The sequence below is a fragment of the Jezberella montanilacus genome, from assembly GCF_003003055.1.
Classification (GTDB): domain Bacteria; phylum Pseudomonadota; class Gammaproteobacteria; order Burkholderiales; family Burkholderiaceae_B; genus Zwartia; species Zwartia montanilacus.
Map to the genome: position 1 here is coordinate 1 of NZ_PVTV01000012.1, position 20,588 is coordinate 20,588.

Annotated in this window: 20 protein-coding genes; 5 read left to right on the forward strand and 15 right to left on the reverse strand. The window is 51.9% G+C overall.

Translation table 11 applies throughout. From position 1 onward, the window contains the following. Positions 1-465: 465 nt before the first annotated feature. Together BCM14_RS05795 and BCM14_RS05800 are read left to right on the forward strand one after the other, a co-directional pair. Positions 466-1,269, forward strand: coding sequence for a flagellin (locus BCM14_RS05795; protein ID WP_106227073.1), 804 nt, complete (start codon positions 466-468; stop codon positions 1,267-1,269). A gap of 153 nt (positions 1,270-1,422) precedes the next feature. Then, positions 1,423-1,704, forward strand: a complete 282-nt coding sequence (locus tag BCM14_RS05800; protein ID WP_106227074.1) for a hypothetical protein — start codon at positions 1,423-1,425, stop codon at positions 1,702-1,704. 151 nt (positions 1,705-1,855) lie between these two features. Here the strand turns inward: BCM14_RS05800 and glmS are convergent, their stop codons facing one another. The 5 genes from glmS to BCM14_RS05825 are packed head-to-tail and all read right to left on the reverse strand — an operon-like array spanning position 1,856 to position 8,204. After that, the gene (gene glmS / locus BCM14_RS05805) at positions 1,856-3,688 is read right to left on the reverse strand and encodes a glutamine--fructose-6-phosphate transaminase (isomerizing) (RefSeq protein WP_106227075.1); all 1,833 of its coding nucleotides are present in this window, start codon (positions 3,686-3,688) and stop codon (positions 1,856-1,858) included. Positions 3,689-3,743: 55 nt separating this feature from the next. Continuing rightward, positions 3,744-4,799 (reverse strand): glycosyltransferase family 4 protein, encoded by a 1,056-nt coding sequence (locus tag BCM14_RS05810; RefSeq protein WP_106227076.1) that lies wholly within the window; start codon positions 4,797-4,799, stop codon positions 3,744-3,746. A gap of 5 nt (positions 4,800-4,804) precedes the next feature. Continuing rightward, positions 4,805-6,226, reverse strand: coding sequence for an MFS transporter (locus BCM14_RS05815; RefSeq protein ID WP_106227077.1), 1,422 nt, complete (start codon positions 6,224-6,226; stop codon positions 4,805-4,807). After that, a complete protein-coding gene (gene glmU / locus BCM14_RS05820) occupies positions 6,199-7,569 on the reverse strand; it encodes a bifunctional UDP-N-acetylglucosamine diphosphorylase/glucosamine-1-phosphate N-acetyltransferase GlmU (RefSeq protein ID WP_106227078.1) in 1,371 nt (456 codons plus the stop codon). The genes BCM14_RS05815 and glmU overlap by 28 nt, the downstream gene beginning before the upstream one ends. A 59-nt stretch (positions 7,570-7,628) precedes the next feature. Continuing rightward, the gene (locus BCM14_RS05825; RefSeq protein ID WP_106227079.1) at positions 7,629-8,204 is read right to left on the reverse strand and encodes a PhaM family polyhydroxyalkanoate granule multifunctional regulatory protein; all 576 of its coding nucleotides are present in this window, start codon (positions 8,202-8,204) and stop codon (positions 7,629-7,631) included. 60 nt (positions 8,205-8,264) lie between these two features. On the opposite strand from BCM14_RS05825, the gene BCM14_RS05830 reads away from it, so the two are divergent. Then, positions 8,265-8,489 (forward strand): DUF3717 domain-containing protein, encoded by a 225-nt coding sequence (locus BCM14_RS05830; RefSeq protein WP_106227080.1) that lies wholly within the window; start codon positions 8,265-8,267, stop codon positions 8,487-8,489. A 46-nt stretch (positions 8,490-8,535) separates the two neighbouring features. Here BCM14_RS05830 and BCM14_RS05835 read toward each other — a convergent pair whose 3' ends face one another. Genes BCM14_RS05835 through BCM14_RS05855 form a run of 5 tightly spaced genes read right to left on the reverse strand, consistent with a single transcriptional unit; the run spans position 8,536 to position 12,602 of the window. After that, positions 8,536-9,150 (reverse strand): SCO family protein, encoded by a 615-nt coding sequence (locus tag BCM14_RS05835; RefSeq protein WP_106227081.1) that lies wholly within the window; start codon positions 9,148-9,150, stop codon positions 8,536-8,538. Further along, positions 9,147-10,043, reverse strand: a complete 897-nt coding sequence (gene cyoE / locus BCM14_RS05840) for a heme o synthase (protein WP_106227082.1) — start codon at positions 10,041-10,043, stop codon at positions 9,147-9,149. Before cyoE ends, BCM14_RS05835 begins: the two co-directional genes overlap by 4 nt. After that, positions 10,040-11,059 (reverse strand): COX15/CtaA family protein, encoded by a 1,020-nt coding sequence (locus tag BCM14_RS05845; protein ID WP_106227083.1) that lies wholly within the window; start codon positions 11,057-11,059, stop codon positions 10,040-10,042. The genes cyoE and BCM14_RS05845 overlap by 4 nt, the downstream gene beginning before the upstream one ends. A 6-nt stretch (positions 11,060-11,065) precedes the next feature. Beyond that, positions 11,066-11,710: an SCO family protein gene (locus BCM14_RS05850; protein ID WP_106227084.1), complete on the reverse strand. Its 645-nt coding sequence runs from the start codon at positions 11,708-11,710 to the stop codon at positions 11,066-11,068. Positions 11,711-11,768: 58 nt separating this feature from the next. Then, positions 11,769-12,602: an SURF1 family protein gene (locus BCM14_RS05855; RefSeq protein WP_311042722.1), complete on the reverse strand. Its 834-nt coding sequence runs from the start codon at positions 12,600-12,602 to the stop codon at positions 11,769-11,771. A gap of 36 nt (positions 12,603-12,638) precedes the next feature. On the opposite strand from BCM14_RS05855, the gene BCM14_RS05860 reads away from it, so the two are divergent. Continuing rightward, positions 12,639-12,842 carry a twin transmembrane helix small protein gene (locus BCM14_RS05860; protein ID WP_106227085.1) on the forward strand — a complete coding sequence of 68 codons (204 nt, stop codon included), beginning with the start codon at positions 12,639-12,641 and terminating at the stop codon, positions 12,840-12,842. Positions 12,843-12,929: 87 nt separating this feature from the next. Here the strand turns inward: BCM14_RS05860 and BCM14_RS05865 are convergent, their stop codons facing one another. From BCM14_RS05865 to coxB, 4 genes are all read right to left on the reverse strand, one after another. Next, entirely contained in the window at positions 12,930-13,805 is an 876-nt protein-coding gene (locus BCM14_RS05865) for a cytochrome c oxidase subunit 3 (protein ID WP_106227086.1), read from the reverse strand. 85 nt (positions 13,806-13,890) lie between these two features. Beyond that, positions 13,891-14,115 (reverse strand): DUF2970 domain-containing protein, encoded by a 225-nt coding sequence (locus BCM14_RS05870; protein WP_106227087.1) that lies wholly within the window; start codon positions 14,113-14,115, stop codon positions 13,891-13,893. A gap of 146 nt (positions 14,116-14,261) precedes the next feature. Continuing rightward, positions 14,262-15,863 (reverse strand): cytochrome c oxidase subunit I, encoded by a 1,602-nt coding sequence (gene ctaD / locus BCM14_RS05875; RefSeq protein ID WP_106227088.1) that lies wholly within the window; start codon positions 15,861-15,863, stop codon positions 14,262-14,264. A gap of 88 nt (positions 15,864-15,951) precedes the next feature. Beyond that, on the reverse strand, positions 15,952-17,106 hold the full coding sequence (coxB, locus tag BCM14_RS05880) for a cytochrome c oxidase subunit II (RefSeq protein ID WP_106227089.1): 1,155 nt from the start codon (positions 17,104-17,106) through the stop codon (positions 15,952-15,954). Between the two features lie 175 nt (positions 17,107-17,281). Here coxB and BCM14_RS05885 point away from each other — a divergent pair, with 175 nt between their 5' ends. After that, entirely contained in the window at positions 17,282-18,058 is a 777-nt protein-coding gene (locus tag BCM14_RS05885) for an NUDIX hydrolase (protein WP_311042723.1), read from the forward strand. Here the strand turns inward: BCM14_RS05885 and BCM14_RS05890 are convergent. Beyond that, positions 18,038-20,587: a cation:proton antiporter gene (locus BCM14_RS05890; protein ID WP_106227091.1), complete on the reverse strand. Its 2,550-nt coding sequence runs from the start codon at positions 20,585-20,587 to the stop codon at positions 18,038-18,040. The genes BCM14_RS05885 and BCM14_RS05890 overlap by 21 nt on opposite strands. Between the last annotated feature and the right edge of the window lies 1 nt (position 20,588).

A 20,588-nucleotide genomic window follows, 5' to 3' on the forward strand; every position in this document is an offset into this window, starting at 1 on the left:
TCCTTAGGCACCAACTTGCAAGCCACGGTCAACTCGCTCCAAGCCGTCGATCAAACCGCCCTGCAAGCTCAGTTGCAACAGTTAAACAACCAACAATCGGTTGACTACTACCTGGTCTCGCAGATGAACACCGCCGCTCAGGCTGTGCTCACACTCTTCCGTTGATCTGAGTAGCGGTTGTTAGTTGAATTGATTTGAATAATCTTTAATTGAGGAGTTATCGCTCGCACAAACTTAATTATCGAAGGGCTGAGTGGGATCGCATTGCGGTTTTGCTCACGGGTTTTACCATTTTTAAGCTTTGCAGTTGCTATAAAACTAAGCCAACGCGCCAAACATTATCTGGGCTCGGTTGCTGTGGTCTGTGTATCACGCACCGAAGCTTTTTGCAGGGTCGTATGAGTAAGCAGCCCGCCTACTCATATCGTGTATTTGCACAATCTACAAATTAAAAGGATATTTATCATGAGCGCAATCACAGGCTTGTCCTCGCTGCTTGACCAAAGCGTCAGCTCTGTTCAAGCACAAATCGCCACCACGCAAAACCAGTTGGCAACGGGCATTAAACAAACCAACCCCGCTATCCAGGGTATTGTTACCCGTCTGTCGGCCAACATCAGCCAGTACTCGTCAATCGGCACTAACATCACGGCAGCGCAGAACGTGGTCGCCGTGGGTCAAACCAGCTTGACCACCATCAGCTCACTGATTTCACAGATGCAGCAGCTTGCCACGCAAGCAGCCAGCGGTGGCTTATCAACGACTGACTTGGCCAGCTTGAACACCACCTTCACGGCCCTCGCCAGCCAGATCTCGGCAGCCGTCTCCAACGCCTCGATCAACAGCACAACCGTGCTCTCAACCGGTGGCGGCTTGACTGTCCAGATCGGCTTGACGACTGCGGCAAGCTCAACGGCTGCGTTTGGTACCCTGGGGCTTGATACCTCGGTTGTGTCGGTTGCCACGGCCTTGTCAATCAGCACCGGTACCGCTGCGTCGGCCTCCATCACGAGCTTGACTGCCTTGCTCACGACTGTCTCAACAGGTCAATCCAACCTGAATGCCTACAGCGTGTCTTTGGCTGCGGATCAAAGCGCCGTGACTTCGTTGGGTACCAACTTGCAAAGCACGATTAACTCGCTCCAGGCGGTTGATCAAACTGCCCTGCAAGCTCAGCTCCAACAGTTAAACAACCAGCAATCGGTTGACTACTACCTCGTATCCCAGATGAACACGGCAGCTCAGGCTGTCTTGTCCATCTTTCGTTAATACCCTAGCTTCACCATAAGACTGATTGTGCGGCTTAGGGTAAAACCACACGCCGCACAATCCCTTAGTTTTGAGGATTGGCACTAAGTCGGAGTTATGAGGAAATACCGTTTAGGTCGCGGTATTTTTTCAGTGAAAATCACGAAAGCTTAAATGTCTATCCCAAAAACTGCCATAACAGTTGGTGCTTACTATTCAACGAACAACCACCAATTGAGAAAAATCGTTGAAATGCCTGTAGACGCTAAAGGTGTCGTTAGAGTTCGATACATCAAAAAAAGCATATGGCTGACTGGTAAATCGTTCGAATTTGGCGAGGGCGTCCTCTCAAAACCGATCGTGTTAGACACGTTTGCCAACACCTGCGATAAGGTTCTTGCCGAGACAGACCTTCAGCATTTAAAAGATAAAAATATTCTCCTAGCTGGCGAATAAAAACGCTAGCTGGATAAAGTATGTGACAGATACCCTATTGTCTGGCTCAGTAACCTTAGTGCATTGCTTGAGCCATCCGCAATACTACTGAAACAATTGCTTTCAACCTGCCGCCTGATTCTCAAATGGCGCCAACAAGCAATGGTTTCGCCTACTCCACCGTTACACTCTTAGCCAAATTGCGTGGCTTATCTACATCTGTGCCGCGTGCACATGAAGTGTGGTACGCCAGTAGCTGCAAGGGTACTGTGTGCAAAATTGGGGACAACACCCCATAAAACTCAGGCATACGAATCACATGCACCCCCTCACTGCTCGAAATATGCGAATCCGCATCGGCAAACACATACAACTGACCACCCCGTGCACGAACTTCTTGCATATTGGATTTCAGCTTCTCTAACAACGCATCATTAGGCGCAATCGTCACCACGGGCATCGACTCTGTCACCAGCGCCAGAGGCCCATGCTTCAGCTCACCAGCGGGATAAGCTTCGGCGTGGATATAGCTGATCTCTTTGAGTTTAAGTGCCCCTTCAAGCGCGATGGGATAGTGCATGCCACGGCCAAGGAATAACGCGTTCTCTTTGGTGGCGAAGCGCTCGGCCCAGGCAATGATCTGCGGCTCAATGGCCAGCACCGCACTTAAAGCAGCGGGCAGATGCCGCAAGGCTTTCAAGTGTTCAGCTTCTTGCGCGGGAGTCATATGACCCTTGACCTTGGCCAAGGTCAGCGCCAACAAAAACAAGGCTGTCAGTTGGGTTGTAAAGGCTTTGGTGGATGCCACGCCAATCTCAACACCTGCGCGAGTCAAGAAGGCCAGCTTGCACTCGCGCACCATCGCACTGGTGCCGACGTTACAGATGGTCAGTGTTTGTTCCATGCCAAGCGAACGCGCATGTTTCAAGGCCGCCAGCGTATCTGCTGTCTCGCCAGACTGCGAAATTGTAATGACCAAGGTGTCGGGATGAGGCACGCTGTCGCGATAGCGATACTCACTGGCGATCTCAACTGAAACAGGGATTTTAGCGATCGATTCGATCCAGTATTTGGCGGTCAGACCAGCGTAGTAGCTGGTACCGCAAGCCAAAATTAACACCCGATCAATCTGCTTAAACACTGCAGCCGCTTGTTCACCAAATAAACTAGGTGAGATCGACTCAATCCCAGAGATGGTGTCGCCAACTGCGCGAGGTTGCTCGAAAATCTCTTTCTGCATGTAATGGCGATAAGGCCCGAGCTCAGCCGCACCCGTGTGAACGAGCACCGTATTGACCTTTCTATCTACCTTCACGCCATTGACATCATAGATATCAATGCGATCGAGATGCAGATCAACCACATCACCTTCTTCAAGGTAAATAATCTGATCTGTCGTGCCCGCTAAAGCGAGGGCATCAGACGCCAGAAAATTTTCGCCTTGACCGATGCCAGCAACCAAAGGCGATCCCTGACGGGCACCGACCACTCGATGTGGTTCGTCTTTACAAAAAGCAGCAATACCGTAAGCGCCATGCAAGCGTGCGACTGTCTGTTGAAATGCCGCTAACAAATCACCCTTGTATAGGTGATTGAGTAAATGGGCAATCACTTCAGTGTCAGTCTGGCTCACAAATACATAACCAGCTGCTTGCAGCTCGGCGCGCAGCGCCTCATGGTTTTCAATGATACCGTTGTGAACAAGCGCAATGCGTGGCTCGCCGCCACCGAACGATGAGAAATGCGGATGCGCATTGCCGGTTGTTGGGGCGCCATGTGTTGCCCATCTCGTGTGAGCAATACCAGTGAAACCGCTAATCTTGTCCTGTTCGATGACACGATCAAGTTCTGCTACGCGCTCAACACTACGAGCACGCCGCAAGCCTCCATCCTGATAGACCGCGACGCCGCAAGAATCGTAACCTCGATACTCGAGACGCTTTAAGCCCTCGACCAAAATTGGGGTAATGTCACGGGTCGAAACAGCGCCTACGATGCCACACATAAATCAATCTCCTGTCTATCCCGTGATTGTCACCGCTTTGCGACAAGGGTGCAAACTAGGCTGTCGTCAAGCCTCGATAAACCTCGAGATAGCGGTTAGCCATTGCGCTGACGCTGTAATGCGCTTGCACATCTTCGAAAGCCTGTTGAACCATGGGTGCAATAACGCTGGGGCGACCCAGTACCAGCAAAATCTGGCTCGCCATGGCGTGTACATCACCCACGGCAACCAAGAGACCTCGCCCATTTGCTAAAGTTTCTTTTAACCCACCTGCATCCGTTGATACGACTGGAACCCTCTGTTGCATCGCGTCCAGAACGCTACTACCCAGTGCCTCAAACTTGGAGGCCATCACGAAAACCGACAAAGCTGGGTACAACTGCTCGACCGACTGCTCGAATCCTAGCAACAAATAGCGATCCTGCAGACCCAGCTGATCGATACGCTCGCGCGCAGCATGCGCCGCTTGCTCGGCCGCCCCCCAATGCACAAAGGTGACATCGTCCTGTGCCTTGCACACCTCGGCTGCAGCCTCGATCAGAGTCAAGGGATCTTTCTCAAAAGACAAGGCCGCAGCTGTCCCGACCAACCGACGTCCTTGCAAGCTTCGGTGGACTAGAAACGCCTGAATCCGCTCTGGATGAGGATCTATGACAGCGACTGCGCTGGGGATCACCTGGGTCTCTATGCCCAGTTCACGTGGGCCTGCCGCAGCCGCTTCACTGATGGCGATCAGGCGATCCACTTGCAGCCACTTTAGCCGGGTCTTCCAATGGCCTCGCTTCAGGGCAAAACTGGTGCGCTTGGTAAATACGAGGGGGGTCGATACGAGCAGTCGAACCAGCGCAGCCCAGGTAACCGCTTTCGCAGTTTGAGCGTGGACAACATCGTAGCCGCGCGCAAGCGACAATAGCTTGAGCCCGAAACCGATCCCCGAGTCTGCTTCAAAAACATTGAATCCCGCGGCCTTAGCTCGCGAGGCAAGCTCGCTTTCTCGGGCAGTTAACAAGTCAAGCTGATGGCCTTTTTCTGCGAGCGTCTGCATGGTGAGCAAGGTTTGCCGCTCACCCCCACGCCAGGATTTTTCAGTATTAATTTGCAGAATGCGCATCGCGCTCAGCCGTCCGACCTAGATGCAGTGGCCTGGCGATGTCTGATGACATTAACCAAAACCGCAATCGAAGCAAAACTTGCACCCACAAGCAAGCCAATCGTTGACCCCCATTGCTCGGTCAAGGCAAAGGCAGACGCAACCGTCGCTGCGCCGAAAGATTGGCCAAATACACGCGTGGTCGCCTGCAATCCACCCAAGGCACCCGCACGGGTTTTAGGGGCAGACCTGATCAACACACGATTATTGGGTGTTTGAAAAAATCCGAAACCCACCCCCGCGACAATCATAGCCATAATGATCCACGCGTCAGCAGTGCTGGAGGGCAACAAAATGATGAAAACGATTCCACAGGCCATCGCGGCCGCCCCTGCACCGCTGAGCAAGGAGACAGGAAAGCGATCAGATAGCCTACCTGCGAATAATGCCGTCAAGGCCGCACCAGCTGGCCACCCGCCCATCAAAATACCCATTGATATCGGTGGGCGGTGCATCACATGCTGAAAATAGAAAGGCAGAGACACAAAGGTAGCCATCTGAGCCATAAAGGTGCTCGCTGAAGCAGCGATGGCAAAGCGCATCGCTGGAATCCTGAACAGGTCAACTGGCACCAACGGTGCCGTCTGTGCGGAGGACTGCCGGACAAGCAGAAAACCGACACCAATGCTGAAGCAGATGGCACAAACCGCGAGCAAAGGATAGGTAGAGAGATAATCGACGCCCACGATCAGCGATCCCAGCGTCAACATACTCATCAGCGCACCCACGAAATCAAAGCGCGATTTAACGGGGGGTACATCGGGCAACGCTTTCACCCCTAGCATGGCGAGCAAACCAAACGGAATATTGAAGGCGAAAATCCAGTGCCAATTCGCAATATGCAGAATAAACGACCCGATTGCCGGCCCTAAAACTGACATGACACCGACTGTCATGGCATTGATCCCTATCCCTTGTCCCATTTTGTCAGGCGGATAGATATAGCGCACTAGCGCTCCGAACAGGCACATGATCGCAGAGCCACCGAGACCCTGGCAAACCCGACAGAACAGCAACAACCCCATGTTCGGCGCGAGCGAACTCGCCAGCGATGCCAGCGTAAAGACCAACAAGCCGTAGTGAAATAGTTTTTTAAACCCAATCCGCTCACCAAGCGCTGCCAGCGGCAAAAGTGTCATGGCTACTGTGATGCCGTAGGCGTTGACTACCCACACGACAAGGGAAGAAGATTGATTCAGATCACGGGCAATCGCCGGCAATGCCATATTGGTCATTGAGGAATCGAGCACCGAAATACTCAGTCCCATCAAAAAGATCAAAGTTGCCCAGTGCCGCCTTGGCAAGGGCAACCCCTCTGGGGCCGAGTAAGCTGGCTTGGGCGCTGCTGTTGTATTGTGGGTCAAGTTTTCTTTACCGGCCGCTTCCATTTTGGGATAGTTATTTGCTTGGCACGTGAGATTGTCAGTTGATGCTCTGGCGCATCGCTTGTCAAGGTCGTGCCGGCGCCAAGTGTTGCACCACGCCCAACGGTAACCGGCGCAACCAATTGGGTATCGGATCCAATAAAGGCATCGTCACCGATCACTGTCGTGTATTTATTTGCACCATCGTAATTGCAGGTAATGGTGCCAGCGCCAATATTGACCCGTGCACCAATCTCTGCGTCCCCAAGATAGGCGAGATGACCGGCTTTGGCATCTTCACCGAGTCGAGCATTTTTAATTTCAACGAAATTACCAACGTGCACACGATCACTCAGTGCAGCGCCCGGACGAAGTCGTGCATACGGTCCGACGTGCGCATCCTTACCCACGACCGCCTGCTGCAGATGGCTGAAGGCTTCGATTCGTGTTGAATCCCCGATACTCACATCTCGTAATACGCAATGGGGACCAATGTGGACTCCGTTGCCCAAAGTAACAATACCCTCGAACACGCAGCCAACGTCGATGAACACATCTCGTCCACAGTGAAGTGACCCACGTTGATCAAAGCGTGCCGGGTCGGCCAAAGTCACGCCCGCCTCAAGCTGTCTTCTTGCGAGTTCTGCTTGCCAGGTTCGCTCGACCGCCGCTTGTTGTACGCGACTATTGACGCCTGCGGTCTCGTAGGGTGCACTGGGGTGTGCCACATTCACACTCAGGCCATCGGCTACAGCCATGCCGATAATATCTGTCAAATAGTACTCACCCTGAGCGTTGTTATTGGTGAGCCTCGCTAGCCAGGTTTTTAATTTCGCGGTAGGTGCGACCACGATGCCCGTGTTGACTTCTTTAATTTGACTTTCAGCCTCAGTGGCATCTTTATGCTCAACAATAGCAACAACTTGGCCACGGGCATCGCGCACGATTCGGCCATATCCTGTTGGGTTGTCTAGCAGCTCTGTCAGAATCGCGACACCACTGCCCCTCACGTCTAATAACCGCTGCATGGTCGAGGGCTGAACCAGCGGCACGTCCCCGTATAAAACCAATGTGACATCGTTGTCTTGATTCTCTAAGAGGAGCGGCTCAGCCTGCTGGACGGCATGCCCTGTTCCGCGCTGCGGATCCTGGATCGAGAACTGCAAACCGACTTCATCAGCAAAACGGGTTCGCACTTGCCCGGCCCCATGCCCGATGACAGCAATAATATTGTCGGCCTGTAGTGCCCGCGCAGAATCCAGCACATGACTCAACATGGATTTACCAGCTATCGGATGAAGTACTTTAGGCAGATCAGACTGCATTCGCTTGCCTTGACCGGCCGCGAGAATAACGATATTCAACATATTTGTGTATTTGTTTTGGTAGCGAACCGTTTTAATTGAGTTGTTTGAACGGCTCTCTGTTAAGACTTCGTCGTAGCTGACTTGCTTGTCTTACTGGCTCGTCGAGTCGTCGTTTTTTTTGCGGCGGGTTTCTTTTTAGCCGCTGCTGTCGATGCTGAATTGACGACAGACTGCGTCGCTGCGGTTGATGCTGCCATCGTTGCTGCCGTCGCCTGCGCGACCTGACCGAACTGCTTTTGCAACATATCCCACCATGCTTCAGCGGCCTCTGTCACCTTGGTATCGGCTGCGGGCAAAGGAGATGGTTCTGCCGCAGCATTGATGCCTGACACGTAAGACTTGAGTGTCACGATGGTTGCAAGCTGGACCTCCATGCCCTGTATGGTGCTGCTCAACATGGATAAATTAAGTTTCAACCAGTTTTCGACAGCACGTAAGTCGGTAATTTTTTTCTCGAGTTCGTCAGGATCCATTGCACGAGTCATTTGAAGACCGGCATTGAGGCCGCCCGCCCCAGTCAACCCCGCAAACGCCTGTCGCATCATCTCCATACTGGCTAACAATGGGTTGCTACCTGCCTCACCCGGCTGCCCCATCCCGGGCAACACAAAGGGGTTAGAAGAAAAAGCGTTCATATGACAGTCCTTTTGTCTTGGGTTCAGTAAGATATTAAGATATTCTGGGACAATAGCGATATGCAAACGACTATAACTATTACTGAACTTGAAGCTGCGATTAACTTTTGGCGTCAGCGTAGCCCTTCTGTTGGCGAAGAGTTACGTTTATGCAAAGAAGCGTCTGCCCTCGCCAATCCTTATGCGCTGCTGATTTATCTGCATCGCCAATCTATCAACCTTAACGAAATGCCCGAGGCTGCTCAGCAGGCTTGGTTGTCCTGGCAAGCAAGCGTCACTGGCTAACTATCAACCGTTAACTCCGGGGTTCCGGTCAAGCAAGCGCTGTTCTTTACTCAGCAAGCAGTGTTGTTAAATCTTTAATGATTGCAGCTACACCAGAATTGTTTTGCAACAAAACGCGCGATTCGCCTTTTTTGTCAAAAAGATAAAACGATGCGCTGTGATCCATGGTGTATTGACCGTTTGCTTGTGGCACTTTCGCGTAATAAGCCTTATACAAGCCTGCCACCTGTTTGATGTCTGCTGGCGTGCCTGTCAGTCCGAGTATTCTGTCATCAAAGGCTTTAATGTAGGCGGTTAAGACCTCGGGTGTATCTCGCTCGGGATCAACGGTAATCATAAGCATTTGCACCTTGTTTGCCTGATCACCGAGCTGCTTTAAGACCTCGGCCAACTCTGCCAGCGTCGTGGGACAAACGTCAGGACACTGCGTAAAACCAAAAAATACCAACGTCACTTTACCTTCGAAGCTGTGATCCGTGTAATGTTTACCGTCCATACCCGTTAGGCTGAGTCCACGGCCTAAATGAGTGCCTGAGATATCACTGCCAGTAAACACTGGCTTTTCATTGCTGCAACCAGCCAGCGCGACAAGCACGCTGACGAAGATCAGAGAAGCCAGGCCATAATGTCTCAAATGCCTGAGTGCCAAGGCCAGCGTCATTGAATCACCACCCAGTGATCAAGCAGTAAAGCTGCAAACAGCAGAGAGAGGTAGATAATTGAATCTCTAAATAATTTGCGCGCCAGCTCATCACTATAAGAACGGAACAAGCGGTAGGCGTTAAACACGAACCACGCACCAAGCAGCGTCGCTAGCGCAAGATATAACAAACCGCTCATGCCAATCACATAGGGCAACAGGGTGGTGGCCCAGAGAGCCACGCTGTATAGCAAAATATGCAACCGGGTAAATTTTTCACCATGCGTGACAGGCAGCATGGGTAGTCCTGCGCTGGCGTAATCTTTAGTACGGTATAGCGCCAAAGCCCAGAAATGGGGCGGCGTCCATATAAAGATAATCAACACCAGCAACCAAGCCTGCGCCGGCACTGCATCGGCAATAGCTGCCCAACCCAGCGCTGGCGGCATGGCGCCTGATAGCCCGCCAATCACAATATTCTGAGGGGTCCGAGGTTTAAGGATGACGGTGTAGATCACTGCGTAACCAACAAATGTCGCGAAGGTCAACCACATGGTGAGTGGGTTGACCCATCGATACAAAATCAACATTCCAGCACCACCCAGCAGACCCGACAGCAATAATACCTGTGTGGGCGGGATGGTGCCTGCAGCGGTTCCTCGTCTCGCTGTTCGAAGCATCTTGGCATCGACTTGTTGCTCAATCAAACAATTGATGGCAAAGGCTGCCGCAGCCAACAACCAGATACCAACGGTCGCACAAGCGACCTTAGACAGATCAGGTAAGCCAGGTGTTGCCAGAAACATCCCAATCACGGCACAAAAGACCGCTAATTGGGTGACGCGCGGCTTAGTCAGCACCCAATATTGGCGCAACAAACCGAGATTGCTGTCTTTAGCGGTGGTTGATGTCATGACTGCGTTTGTGTTGAGTGAGTCGACATTGTACCGAGCCGAACCAGCATGGTCACTGTCACAATCACAAGGCCTGCTGCCCCGCCGCTATGCATGACCGCGATCGCAATCGGCCACTGGAAAAAAATAGTCGTCAATCCTGTTAAAACTTGCGCGCACAACAAAGTTAACGCTAGATTGGCTGGACCTCGCAGGCCTGCAAACTGCCGGAGTTGCCATGCCAAGATTGCCAGATAGCTAAACACCACAAACGCGGCATTTCGGTGAACCCAGTGGATAGCGGTCAGCGCATGCTGAGAAATCATTGCACCTGCAGTTGTCTCTCCCAAGCCTCTCAACAACGAAAAACCGTCGTTAAAATCCATTTCAGGTAGCCAGTCCCCCTGACAGGTCGGGAAATCCATACAGGCCAGTGCCGCATAATTAGTACTGACCCAGCCACCGAGACCGATTTGCGTAAAAAGAACGATCAAACCCAAGGCGGCCCAGGGGATAAAGCGCTTAGCCGACTGGGGAATCGTCGCATGTGTTTTTTGGCGGGCAGCGAGCCAAGTCATTAAACCGAGCAGAGACATACCAAATAGCAAATGGGCGGTTACGACGATTGGCATGAGCCGGTGGGTCACTGTCCAGGCACCAAAGGCGCCTTGAAGGCAAACGGCGACTAGGGTGAGACTAGCCAAAAAGGGCGTGCGGCCTATCGGCTTGCGATGGCGCCAAGCCATGAAAACAATGGCGATGATCAGCAGACCTAAAGCTGCGCCCGCGTAGCGATGAACCATTTCGATCCACGCCTTCGAAACGGTCACCGGACCGTCAGGCATGGCGGTGGTGGCGGTGTTGATGTCATGCGCTGCACCAATGGGCGTGACGCTACCATAGCAGCCTGGCCAGTCTGGGCATCCTAAACCCGAGTCAGTAAGCCTGACGAAGGCACCAAACATAATCAGATCGAGGGTCAGAAACCAAGTCAAAAAAACGAGACGACTATACCGTCGAAGTTGGGTATCGCTCATTTTTAGCTAACCAATCCGCGAGTTGGTAAGCAGCTTACGAAGTTCATCGCGGATTTTGCTGGGATCCGCATCTTCAGGGTATTGAATAAACAGGTTACCGAGTGGATCGATGATCCAGAGAAAATTATTGATACCTTTATTAATTGGGTTTTTGCCGTCGTTGGGATATAAAAACACCGTGAGCTGCTCGGGCTTGACTCGGACCATGATCGTCCCTTTGTAAGCGTCCAGCACTTTTTGGGGCACTGGGGCATCATCGGTGATGAACCAGATTCTCTTCAGCCGTTCGACTTCTTTACCTTGGCTTGCGTGGGCATTGCGCCAGATAAATAGTTTTTTAGCGCAGTCATCACCGCACTGACCGCTATCGGCTGTGGCCAGTACCCATTTACCGTTCAGGGTTGCCAGATCAAATGGCTCACCTTCAATGGTCGTGAGCACTAGGGCGCCTGATGCTGGAACAGGTCGTTGGGGGTCGATAAGCATGCCGTAGGCAACACTATTGGCGGGCCTCAGGCTGGGATTGAAATAAACCAGCACTGCTGCGAGAACGGGGGCCAGACTCAGCAAAAAAATAAGGATCAAGGGCAGCCGAGACCGGCTCTTGCCCTGTGGACCTGTTGGTGACCGACCAACGTTAATTTGGCTCATTTCACATCTACCTATAAAAGCTTGCGCAGGTTATGGCGCACCCACCATTATCGCCGATCTAGTCTTCACGCTTTGTCCGGTAATAGGCTTTAAAAGCAATAACCACCCAAGCTATCAGGGCAATCGTTGCAAACCCAAACCATTGCAAGGCGTAGCCCTGATTTTTATCGGAGTCAATTGAGGGTTGCGGCCAAGATCGGCTCAAGCCATCAGCCTTTGTGTCGGTTTGCAGCAGCACAGTCGAGATAAAGTTCAAACCTGTTGCCGTTTTTAGGTCAATCAGCTCGATATTTTGAACCCGCGGCAAGGATTCTAATGAAGGTTGATGACTACCCGCTTGTTGCTGCGGCCAACCCTTTGGTAAGGTGCCTTGGCCGGCCGGTCCACTCAGGCGCCAGATTTCAAAAAGCCGAGGCACGTGTTCTGCTAATTCTCCGGTGACGATTTGCTCTTCGTTCCCGCCTACCACTTGTTTAATTAAAGCAATATTTTTAGCTTCCTCACTAGCTGGATCTACTGTAAGACCGTCAATCATTCGGGGTAGCCAGCCTCGCAATACCAAGACCGCCGAGCCATCTTTAAGCATCAAGGGGGTCGCAAGCCACAGACCTGGGCGGCCTTCTTGATTGCGGTTGTCGATGAGTAAACTCAACTCGGGCATCCACCGACCTTCAGCAATCGCTGGCAACCAGGCCTTTAGACTGGATGGCGCAAGGGTTGCTGACAAAAATAGCGGACTGCCTTTGCGTCCTGAGTCGATTTGGGCTGCGATCGCTTTACGTTCCTCTGCACGACGCAATTGCCAGCGACCTAAAGAGACAAACACGACACAAATCACCGCCAGCAACAGCAGGGCCGCCCAAGTCATCAGCCGATCATGCCGGGTGGTCATTTGAGCGATAATCCGATTATTACGGGGGTATTTCTAATGCGTATCGTTGTTGCGATCATCTTTGTGGTTATCCTGGCAAGTCTCGGTTCGGCGCTGTTTTATCTGATGAGGGATAAGGGCAAAAGCAGCAAGACTGTCTATGCGCTGACAGTGCGTATCGGTCTGTCTGTCGTATTGTTTCTGTTCCTGCTGTTCGCCAACTGGATGGGTTGGATTCAAGCGACAGGCTCACTGCGCTGATACGAGCACTGCAGTGATACTTAGTCTGTCATTTTGATAAAAAAAGCCGGCATTGCCGGCCTTTTTTACGCGTGTCGATCGAGCTGCTTACATCCAGTAAACAAAGATGTACAGGCCAAGCCACACCACGTCAACAAAGTGCCAATACCAGGCAGCACCTTCAAAACCGAAGTGGTGATCGGGTTTGAAATGACCTTTGATCATCCTGAACATGATCACGGTCAACATGGTCGCACCCAACAACACGTGAAAGCCATGAAAGCCTGTCAACAGAAAGAACAGTGATCCGTAGGCTCCAGAAGAGAACTTCAGATTCAGCTCTGTGTATGCGTGTATATATTCAACAGCTTGGCAGCCCACGAAGATAAAGCCAAGGATGATCGTCGCAGCCATCCAGAAAATCGCTTTGGCGCGATGATTGGCGATCAGAGCGTGATGGGAAATTGTCAAGGTAACGCCCGAGGACAACAACAAGGCGGTATTGATTGTTGGCAACCAGAAAGGTGTCACCGTACCAAACGACTCAACCGTGCCAGCCGGACCAGCATTGGGCCATACGGCGTTAAACGCTGGCCACAGCAATTGTTTGTGATCCAGATCACCGAGCCAGGGGATAGTGACTGTCCGCGTGTACCAGAGGGCACCAAAAAATGCCGAGAAAAACATGACTTCAGAAAAAATAAACCAGCTCATGCTCCAGCGATATGAATTATCGATGCGCTTGCTGTTAAGTCCGGTTTCAGATTCGTGGATCGCGTCGCCAAACCATGAATACAGGACAACAAACAACCCCAACACGCCTGCAAGTACGGCCCACTTGGCAAGATCAACGTGATTGACCCAGGCTGCCGCACCCAACATGACAACGAGCAGACACATACTCGCACGAGCCGGATGAGGCGAGCTATGCGGCACATAGTAATAAGGCGCCTCTTTGGCTTGAATCGAGTGTCCTGCACTCATGTCGTTCTCCCAGCTACAGATGTTTGGTTACAAACAGTTAATAAGAAATAACTTGAACAGATTTTTACCGAGCCGATCTGGGTCGTTACTTTAGTAGTGATATTGCCCAAGTTGCTACAGACACTAAAGCCACGACAAAGATCACACCGCCGATCAGTCCTGCAATGACTAAGTGAACGGGGTTCAACTTAGCCATATCTTCTTGATACCCAGAGCCCTTACGCACCCCGAACATTGCCCAGGATACTGCTTTGAGCGTCTGAAAGAAATTCAGCTTTCTCTGGCTAAGTTCTTTCAGATCTTCAGTCATGCGTAAAGTTACCTCGACAATCAAGAAACACTAAACCGCTACAAATTCTTAACGATAGTCCACGCAAATAACGCGACAACAATAAACAAAAACACCAGCCCGACGCGTTTATTTTTGCTACGTTGTTCTGGTGTCATTAGCTTGGCTTATTTAACGACTGGTGGTTCTACGAAAGTGTGGAACGGTGCAGGTGAAGGCACAGTCCATTCGAGACCTTCGGCGCCGTCCCAGGGCTTCGCAGCTGCGGGCGCACCTTTGCCTGCGTATGCTTTAAGCACGATGTAGAGGAACAATAACTGCGACAAACCAAACCAGAAGGCACCAATCGTGGCTATCTGATGGAAGTCAGTAAATTGAGCTGGGTAATCGGCATAACGACGCGGCATCCCAGCCAACCCCAAGAAGTGCATCGGGAAGAAGGTGACATTAAACGAGATCATGCTTGACCAGAAATGGACCTTGCCCAAGGTTTCGTCATACATGTAGCCGCACCACTTGGGCAGCCAGTAGTAGGTACCTGCAAACAAGCCAAACAGCGACCCAGCAACCAGCACGTAGTGGAAGTGTGCCACGACGTAATAGGTGTCATGCACTTGGATGTCGATAGGCGCCATCGACAGGATCAAGCCAGTGAAACCACCAATCGTAAACACAAAGATAAACCCGATCGCAAACAACATAGGGGTTTCGAATGTCATCGAACCCTTCCACATCGTAGCCACCCAGTTAAACACCTTAACGCCTGTTGGGATTGAAATCAGCATCGTTGCGTACATGAAATACAACTGTGCTGTAACCGGCATACCTGTCGCAAACATGTGATGGGCCCACACAATGAACGAGAGGATGGCGATCGAGGCTGTTGCATAAACCATGGAGGCATAGCCAAACAGCTGCTTGCGTGAGAAGGCTGGGACGATCGCCGAGACAATGCCGAAGGCCGGCAAAATCATAATGTAAACCTCGGGATGACCGAAGAACCAGAAGATATGCTGGTACAGCACTGGGTCGCCACCGGCTGCTGCGTTAAAGAACCCTGTACCGAAATGGCGGTCCGTCAGTACCATCGTGATGGCTGCTGCTAAAACGGGCATCACAGCAATCAACAGGTAAGCCGTAATGAGCCATGTCCAGCAGAACAAAGGCATTTTCATCAACGTCATGCCAGGCGCACGCATGTTCAAGATTGTGACGACGATATTAATCGCCCCCATGATTGAAGATGCACCCATGATATGCACAGCAAAAATCGTCAAGTCCATGCCTGGACCCATTTGCGCGGTTAAAGGTGCGTATAAGGTCCAGCCAGCTGCAGTTGCCCCACCTGGCACAAAGAACGAAGTGGTTAACAGAACAGCGGCAACGGGCAGCAACCAGAAACTAAAGTTGTTCATCCGCGCAAAAGCCATGTCTGAGGCGCCGATTTGCAACGGAATCATCCAGTTCGCAAAGCCAACAAAAGCTGGCATGATCGCACCAAAAACCATAATCAGACCATGCATGGTCGTGAACTGATTGAACAGTTCAGGCCTAAAGAACTGTAACCCGGGTTCAAACAGTTCTGTGCGCAGCAGAAGGGCTAAGGTGCCCCCCTCAAGAAGCATTGTGAACGAGAAGATGAGATACATCGTCCCAATGTCTTTGTGATTGGTTGCGAACAACCAGCGACGCCAGCCATGAAGCATGCCATGATCATGGTCGCCTTCGTGCCCGTGTCCTGAAACGTGGTCTGCTGTAACGCTGCTCATATTGGACTCCCCTGCTGCTTTTACCTATATCGTGCAAACGTGGCACGATACGTCGTTAAATTTGATTGTTAGATCCCTGGCTCTGAACTTAGCGAGCCGCCTTGATATCTGCCGGCGCCACAACAGGATCCTGACCTTTGCCTGCATTGCCCCAGCTATTACGAGTATAAGTAATCACCGCGGCAATCTCGACGTCACTCAGCTGATTGGCAAACGACTGCATGGCGGTGCCTTGGCGCCCTTTGAGCAGAATCGCAATTTGATCTGCTTTGGGGCCCATCACGACTTTGCTACCGTCAAGTGCAGGGAATGCACCCATGACACCTTTGCCGCTACCTTGATGGCAGGCTGCGCAAGTCTGATAAACCTTTTCTCCCCGTGCAACGAGCTCGGCTTGGGTCCATTCTTTGTTCGGGTCATCGGCTGAAGCGGCAAGCAGTTTTTGCTGATCTTCGGACCACTTGGCAAAGTCGGCCTCTGATCTGACGTCAACGACGATAGGCATAAACGCGTGGTCTTTACCGCACAGTTCCGAACATTGTCCGCGATAGACACCTACTTTGTCGGCGCGGAACCACGTATTACGGATAAAGCCGGGAATTGCATCTTGCTTCATGCTCAATTCAGGAACGGCCCAGGAGTGAATCACATCGCCACCGGTCGTCGCGATACGAATCTTCTTGCCGACAGGCACGACTAACGGATTATCAACTTCCATCAGATAGAAAGGGCCTTTAGGCTCTTTGTTTTCAATCTGGGCGCGTGGCGTCGACAGATTTGATAAAAACTTGACGCCTTTAGCAGGCCCATCGATGTATTCGTAACCCCATTTCCACTGGTAGCCCGTGGTTTTGATGGTCATGTCAGCGCCGCTGGTATCCTTCATGGCAACAACCGTGCGGGTTGCTGGCAGGGCCATTGCGATCACGATCAGGAAAGGGATAACCGTCCAGGCAACTTCTACCCCGACATGTTCATGAAAAGTAGCAGGCTTTGCACCGCGTGATTTCCGATGCGCCCATATTGAATAGAACATGACACCGAAGACTGCCAGAAAGATGACCAGGCAAATCCACAACAGCATGTAGTGCAAATCATTGATGGCGTGCGTAATCTGAGTGACGCCCTCTGGCATATTGATCTGATTAACACGCGGCCCGCCGGGCATATCCTTGACCTGCGCAGTCACCAGCTCGCTCATGAGCATGGCACAGGCGCCTAGAAATCCACTGAACTTCTTCATGCTGACCTCGAAAAATTCATCACCAAACCGCGTGAGTATAAACGACAGCGAGGTGTAGTGGTTTACGATAGGTTAATTAATATTTCTATTCGGAATCATTCCTATTAAGGATGCCATGCGCTTGTTTCCACACCAAGTTAACTTGAGTCTTTCTCGTTCTAAGCTGAGCGGTTTATTGTCATACTTTTTAGGGCAAGCGAATCAGTCTGCCCCGTCTGACGCACTGCCCTTGTGGATTGGCGGCCATCTTTGTGGCTCGCTGCGTCGTGCCGCTGTCGAGACATTGCGTGCGAGCCGTTCAGTTCGCTTACACACACACACCGTTCACATTGGTGACGAGCTGACCTCACTGCCAGCACTCAATGAGACTCTTGCCGAGATCGCCTTGGCGTTAAAGGCAGCCGGCCAAGCGCCAGGTTGGCGTGATGAACTGCTGGACGTCTGGTCAGAGCAAAATCAATCAATCGCGGGCATTGAGCGCGGGGTGGTGCGTCCGCTTGGACTGGTCACCAAGGCTGTGCATCTGAATGGCCTCTCGGCAGACGGTGGCATTTGGGTTGCCCGCCGTTCACTAACCAAAGCAACAGACCCGGGGGTGTGGGATACGCTAGTCGGCGGACTCGTTGGCTATCAGGAGGACCCGGAAATCGCCTTAATCCGCGAGTCCGATGAAGAGGCTGGTTTAGATGCACCTCAAATTTCGCAAAGAACTTCACTCAGAAAAATTACGCGCATGCACAGACAAGTTAAAGAAGGCTTTCAGGCTGAGGATGTGCTCACCAGCGAGTGCGTACTCGAATCCGGTGTAACCCCTCAAAACCGGGACGGTGAAGTCATGGAAATCGCCTGTCTGGCGCCCGACACCCTCATGCGAATGCTGGGAGAAGATGCCTTCACTATCGAAGCATCCATTGTGCTTGCGGAAGATCTGTTACGCAGAAGTGTTGGGTGAGGCGCTCACAAGATCCTTTGGGGCGGCTGTGCCGGACGCTGTCTGCTGAGCCTGCCACACCTCAATCGCTCTGAGCCGTTGTTTAGCAACCGATTCGATGTGCGCTCGCAAGTCTGGATCTTGCTCGAGCAGCGTGTTAAACGCCTTGGCAGGTAAGCACAAGAGTTTGCTGTAGCCCAACGACCTGACCTCGAATCCGGCGGTTTGTTGACCGAGCAGATGTAGCTCACCAAAAAATTCACCAGTACCCAGTTCGACATGGGTATTGTCCGGCAAGAGTATTCGCACAGCGCCAGAAGCGACGAAGTAGAGCTCTATTGATGGCTTATCTTTTGCGAGGACCCTCTGGTCAGGCAAGTAAAGCCTGGGACGCAGCAGTTTTGTCACTTCAATTTGCTTGCTGTTAGAGAGCCCCTGCAAGAGTGGCACACGGGCGACCAAATCTTTCGCACCCATTTCAATATCCAACCGCGGATCTTGCTCCAGAAAAGCCCAGCGGTTGCGCAGCTGGCTTAGCAAATCTTGATAGACTGCGCCGCTGAGTAGGGAGTGACGAAACATCTGCTCATATCGCTCTCGTTCTAGTTTGCGTGCAATGCGGCCTAAGTATCGTTCTTGCAACCACATTGCGTAAATTGGGTACTGCAAGTTCAGTGCTTGTAACCCTTCGTTGATTAACGCAAGCCGCTCGTGATGAAGCGAGAGGATCTCAAGACTGATTTCTTCGCCGAGCAGCGGGCGCACCTCCTTTTCAGCGAACTTAATGACCAACTGCGCGGCTGATCGCATGACCAGCAGCAAGCCGAAGCGTTGCGCCAACTCGGCAGCAAGCCAGCGTTGCAAACCAATTGCTTTATGCGCTTGCAGCGCTCGCCTGAATCGACGCGGATAGCGCATTGCTTTTGCCGACGCAAGACGAAACCCCTGCACACCAAGGGTTCGAATTCCATCTTCCGTTTGTTCTGCTCTGCTGAGCAGCTGTGCCGCTATCTTTTCATCAATAAGCTGCTCTTTAAGAATCTCGAAAAACATTTCATGCTCATGTCGAGCCACGATCGCCAGGCCCAGTTCAACACGCTCGGTCACCGAAAAATTTTTGAGCAGACCTTCCGTTAGTTGAATCGTATTGACTGCCAAAACAGCCCGTAGCTTGTCGCGTGCTTGCCCTGACAGTCCCTCTGCTTCGGCGATCTCATCTGTCGCCAACTGGACGCTGCTCGTCGCTTCGAACAGCGCAGTGTTGCGCAGCGCTTCTTCTTTCGGGCTCAGTCGGTTTAACCCAAGTAAGGCGATTAACGGTCGCAAAGTGAGGCCCTTCAAAACAAGCGTGGCGAGCACAAAGCCAGTAGCAGAAACGCCAACAAAATGCCGAATGTCCTCTGGAATAGTCTGATGCTCGATAACGGCAAGCGCCAAAGCTAATGAAACAGCGCCACGCAACCCTCCCCAGCACAGTGCGAGTTTGTACCGAGTGCCGACTCCCGCGCTCAGGTTTGCCATACTCAACAGCGGCAGCAGGCCGAAAACCACCAACGCTCTCGCAAATAACGTCGCAACAAACACGAGACTGATCTCGAACAGATTCTCAAGATTCAAATCCGGCATTAGCCGGGGGATGAGCATGGCTGCTAAAAGAAAGATAAGAGAGTTAGCCCAGAATCCAAACTGATGCCACGCTTGGGTCAGCATTTCAAAGGTGTTGGGTGCCATTTTGGTTCGGCCAGTTGAACCGACGACGAGTCCGGCGACAACCGTGGCGACGACTCCCGACACGCCAAAATAGTGCTCGGCAACTAAATATGAAAGGTAGGCTAGCGACAGAGTCAGCGAAATTTCTGCAGCGGGCCAACCGCGAAGCCAGAAGAAGAGCTCGCAGGCAATTCGTCCCAACACAAAACCCGTGAGTGCTCCGCCTGAAAACATGATCACTGTATCCGACAAGACGAGCCCGACTTGCCAGCTGCCGGAGTGACTCACCACACCAAGCAGCACCGTGTAGACCGCGATTGCGCCGGCATCGTTCAGCAGGCTTTCGCCTTCCACTAAGGTCATTAACCGATTGGGGGCGCCAACTTCTTTAAAAATGCCTACAACTGCTGCGGGATCCGTTGTGGCGACGATTGCGCCCAACAATAGGCACGCGGCTAAGCTGTAAGGAGTGAACTGACTCACCAGAAAGCCCACAGACAGGGTGCTCACAAATACAGCGACAATGGCAAGCATTAATATTGGACCAATGTCTTCCATCAGTCTGCGCACGTTCATTGCCAGGGCCGTTTCGAACAGGAGCACAGGCAAAAATACGACCAGAAAGGTCTGGTGCGATACATCGAAGGTGTTAATGATGCCCAAAAAATCGCCTAATACTGGTGGCAACCAGGCGTTTGGGTGCGCCGCGTAGGCGAGCAGAAAGCCACAAATTGCCAAGAGCAGCGAATGGGGAAGTCTTAATTTCACCGCGAGTGGTGGCATAAAGCAGACCAGCATAAGCAGTCCCGCTAAGCCGAACACTAACGAGCCGATTTCCATC

What these genes read in the sequence shown, in the direction of transcription:
- BCM14_RS05795 (WP_106227073.1), top strand. Translation starts at nt 466, where the DNA reads ATGAGCGCAATCACAGGCTTGTCCTCGCTGCTTGACCAAAGCGTCAGC.
- BCM14_RS05800 (WP_106227074.1), top strand. Translation starts at nt 1,423, where the DNA reads ATGTCTATCCCAAAAACTGCCATAACAGTTGGTGCTTACTATTCAACG.
- glmS (WP_106227075.1), bottom strand. Translation starts at nt 3,688, where the DNA reads ATGTGTGGCATCGTAGGCGCTGTTTCGACCCGTGACATTACCCCAATT.
- BCM14_RS05810 (WP_106227076.1), bottom strand. Translation starts at nt 4,799, where the DNA reads ATGCGCATTCTGCAAATTAATACTGAAAAATCCTGGCGTGGGGGTGAG.
- BCM14_RS05815 (WP_106227077.1), bottom strand. Translation starts at nt 6,226, where the DNA reads ATGGAAGCGGCCGGTAAAGAAAACTTGACCCACAATACAACAGCAGCG.
- glmU (WP_106227078.1), bottom strand. Translation starts at nt 7,569, where the DNA reads ATGTTGAATATCGTTATTCTCGCGGCCGGTCAAGGCAAGCGAATGCAG.
- BCM14_RS05825 (WP_106227079.1), bottom strand. Translation starts at nt 8,204, where the DNA reads ATGAACGCTTTTTCTTCTAACCCCTTTGTGTTGCCCGGGATGGGGCAG.
- BCM14_RS05830 (WP_106227080.1), top strand. Translation starts at nt 8,265, where the DNA reads ATGCAAACGACTATAACTATTACTGAACTTGAAGCTGCGATTAACTTT.
- BCM14_RS05835 (WP_106227081.1), bottom strand. Translation starts at nt 9,150, where the DNA reads ATGACGCTGGCCTTGGCACTCAGGCATTTGAGACATTATGGCCTGGCT.
- cyoE (WP_106227082.1), bottom strand. Translation starts at nt 10,043, where the DNA reads ATGACATCAACCACCGCTAAAGACAGCAATCTCGGTTTGTTGCGCCAA.
- BCM14_RS05845 (WP_106227083.1), bottom strand. Translation starts at nt 11,059, where the DNA reads ATGAGCGATACCCAACTTCGACGGTATAGTCGTCTCGTTTTTTTGACT.
- BCM14_RS05850 (WP_106227084.1), bottom strand. Translation starts at nt 11,710, where the DNA reads ATGAGCCAAATTAACGTTGGTCGGTCACCAACAGGTCCACAGGGCAAG.
- BCM14_RS05855 (WP_311042722.1), bottom strand. Translation starts at nt 12,602, where the DNA reads ATGACCACCCGGCATGATCGGCTGATGACTTGGGCGGCCCTGCTGTTG.
- BCM14_RS05860 (WP_106227085.1), top strand. Translation starts at nt 12,639, where the DNA reads ATGCGTATCGTTGTTGCGATCATCTTTGTGGTTATCCTGGCAAGTCTC.
- BCM14_RS05865 (WP_106227086.1), bottom strand. Translation starts at nt 13,805, where the DNA reads ATGAGTGCAGGACACTCGATTCAAGCCAAAGAGGCGCCTTATTACTAT.
- BCM14_RS05870 (WP_106227087.1), bottom strand. Translation starts at nt 14,115, where the DNA reads ATGACTGAAGATCTGAAAGAACTTAGCCAGAGAAAGCTGAATTTCTTT.
- ctaD (WP_106227088.1), bottom strand. Translation starts at nt 15,863, where the DNA reads ATGAGCAGCGTTACAGCAGACCACGTTTCAGGACACGGGCACGAAGGC.
- coxB (WP_106227089.1), bottom strand. Translation starts at nt 17,106, where the DNA reads ATGAAGAAGTTCAGTGGATTTCTAGGCGCCTGTGCCATGCTCATGAGC.
- BCM14_RS05890 (WP_106227091.1), bottom strand. Translation starts at nt 20,587, where the DNA reads ATGGAAATCGGCTCGTTAGTGTTCGGCTTAGCGGGACTGCTTATGCTG.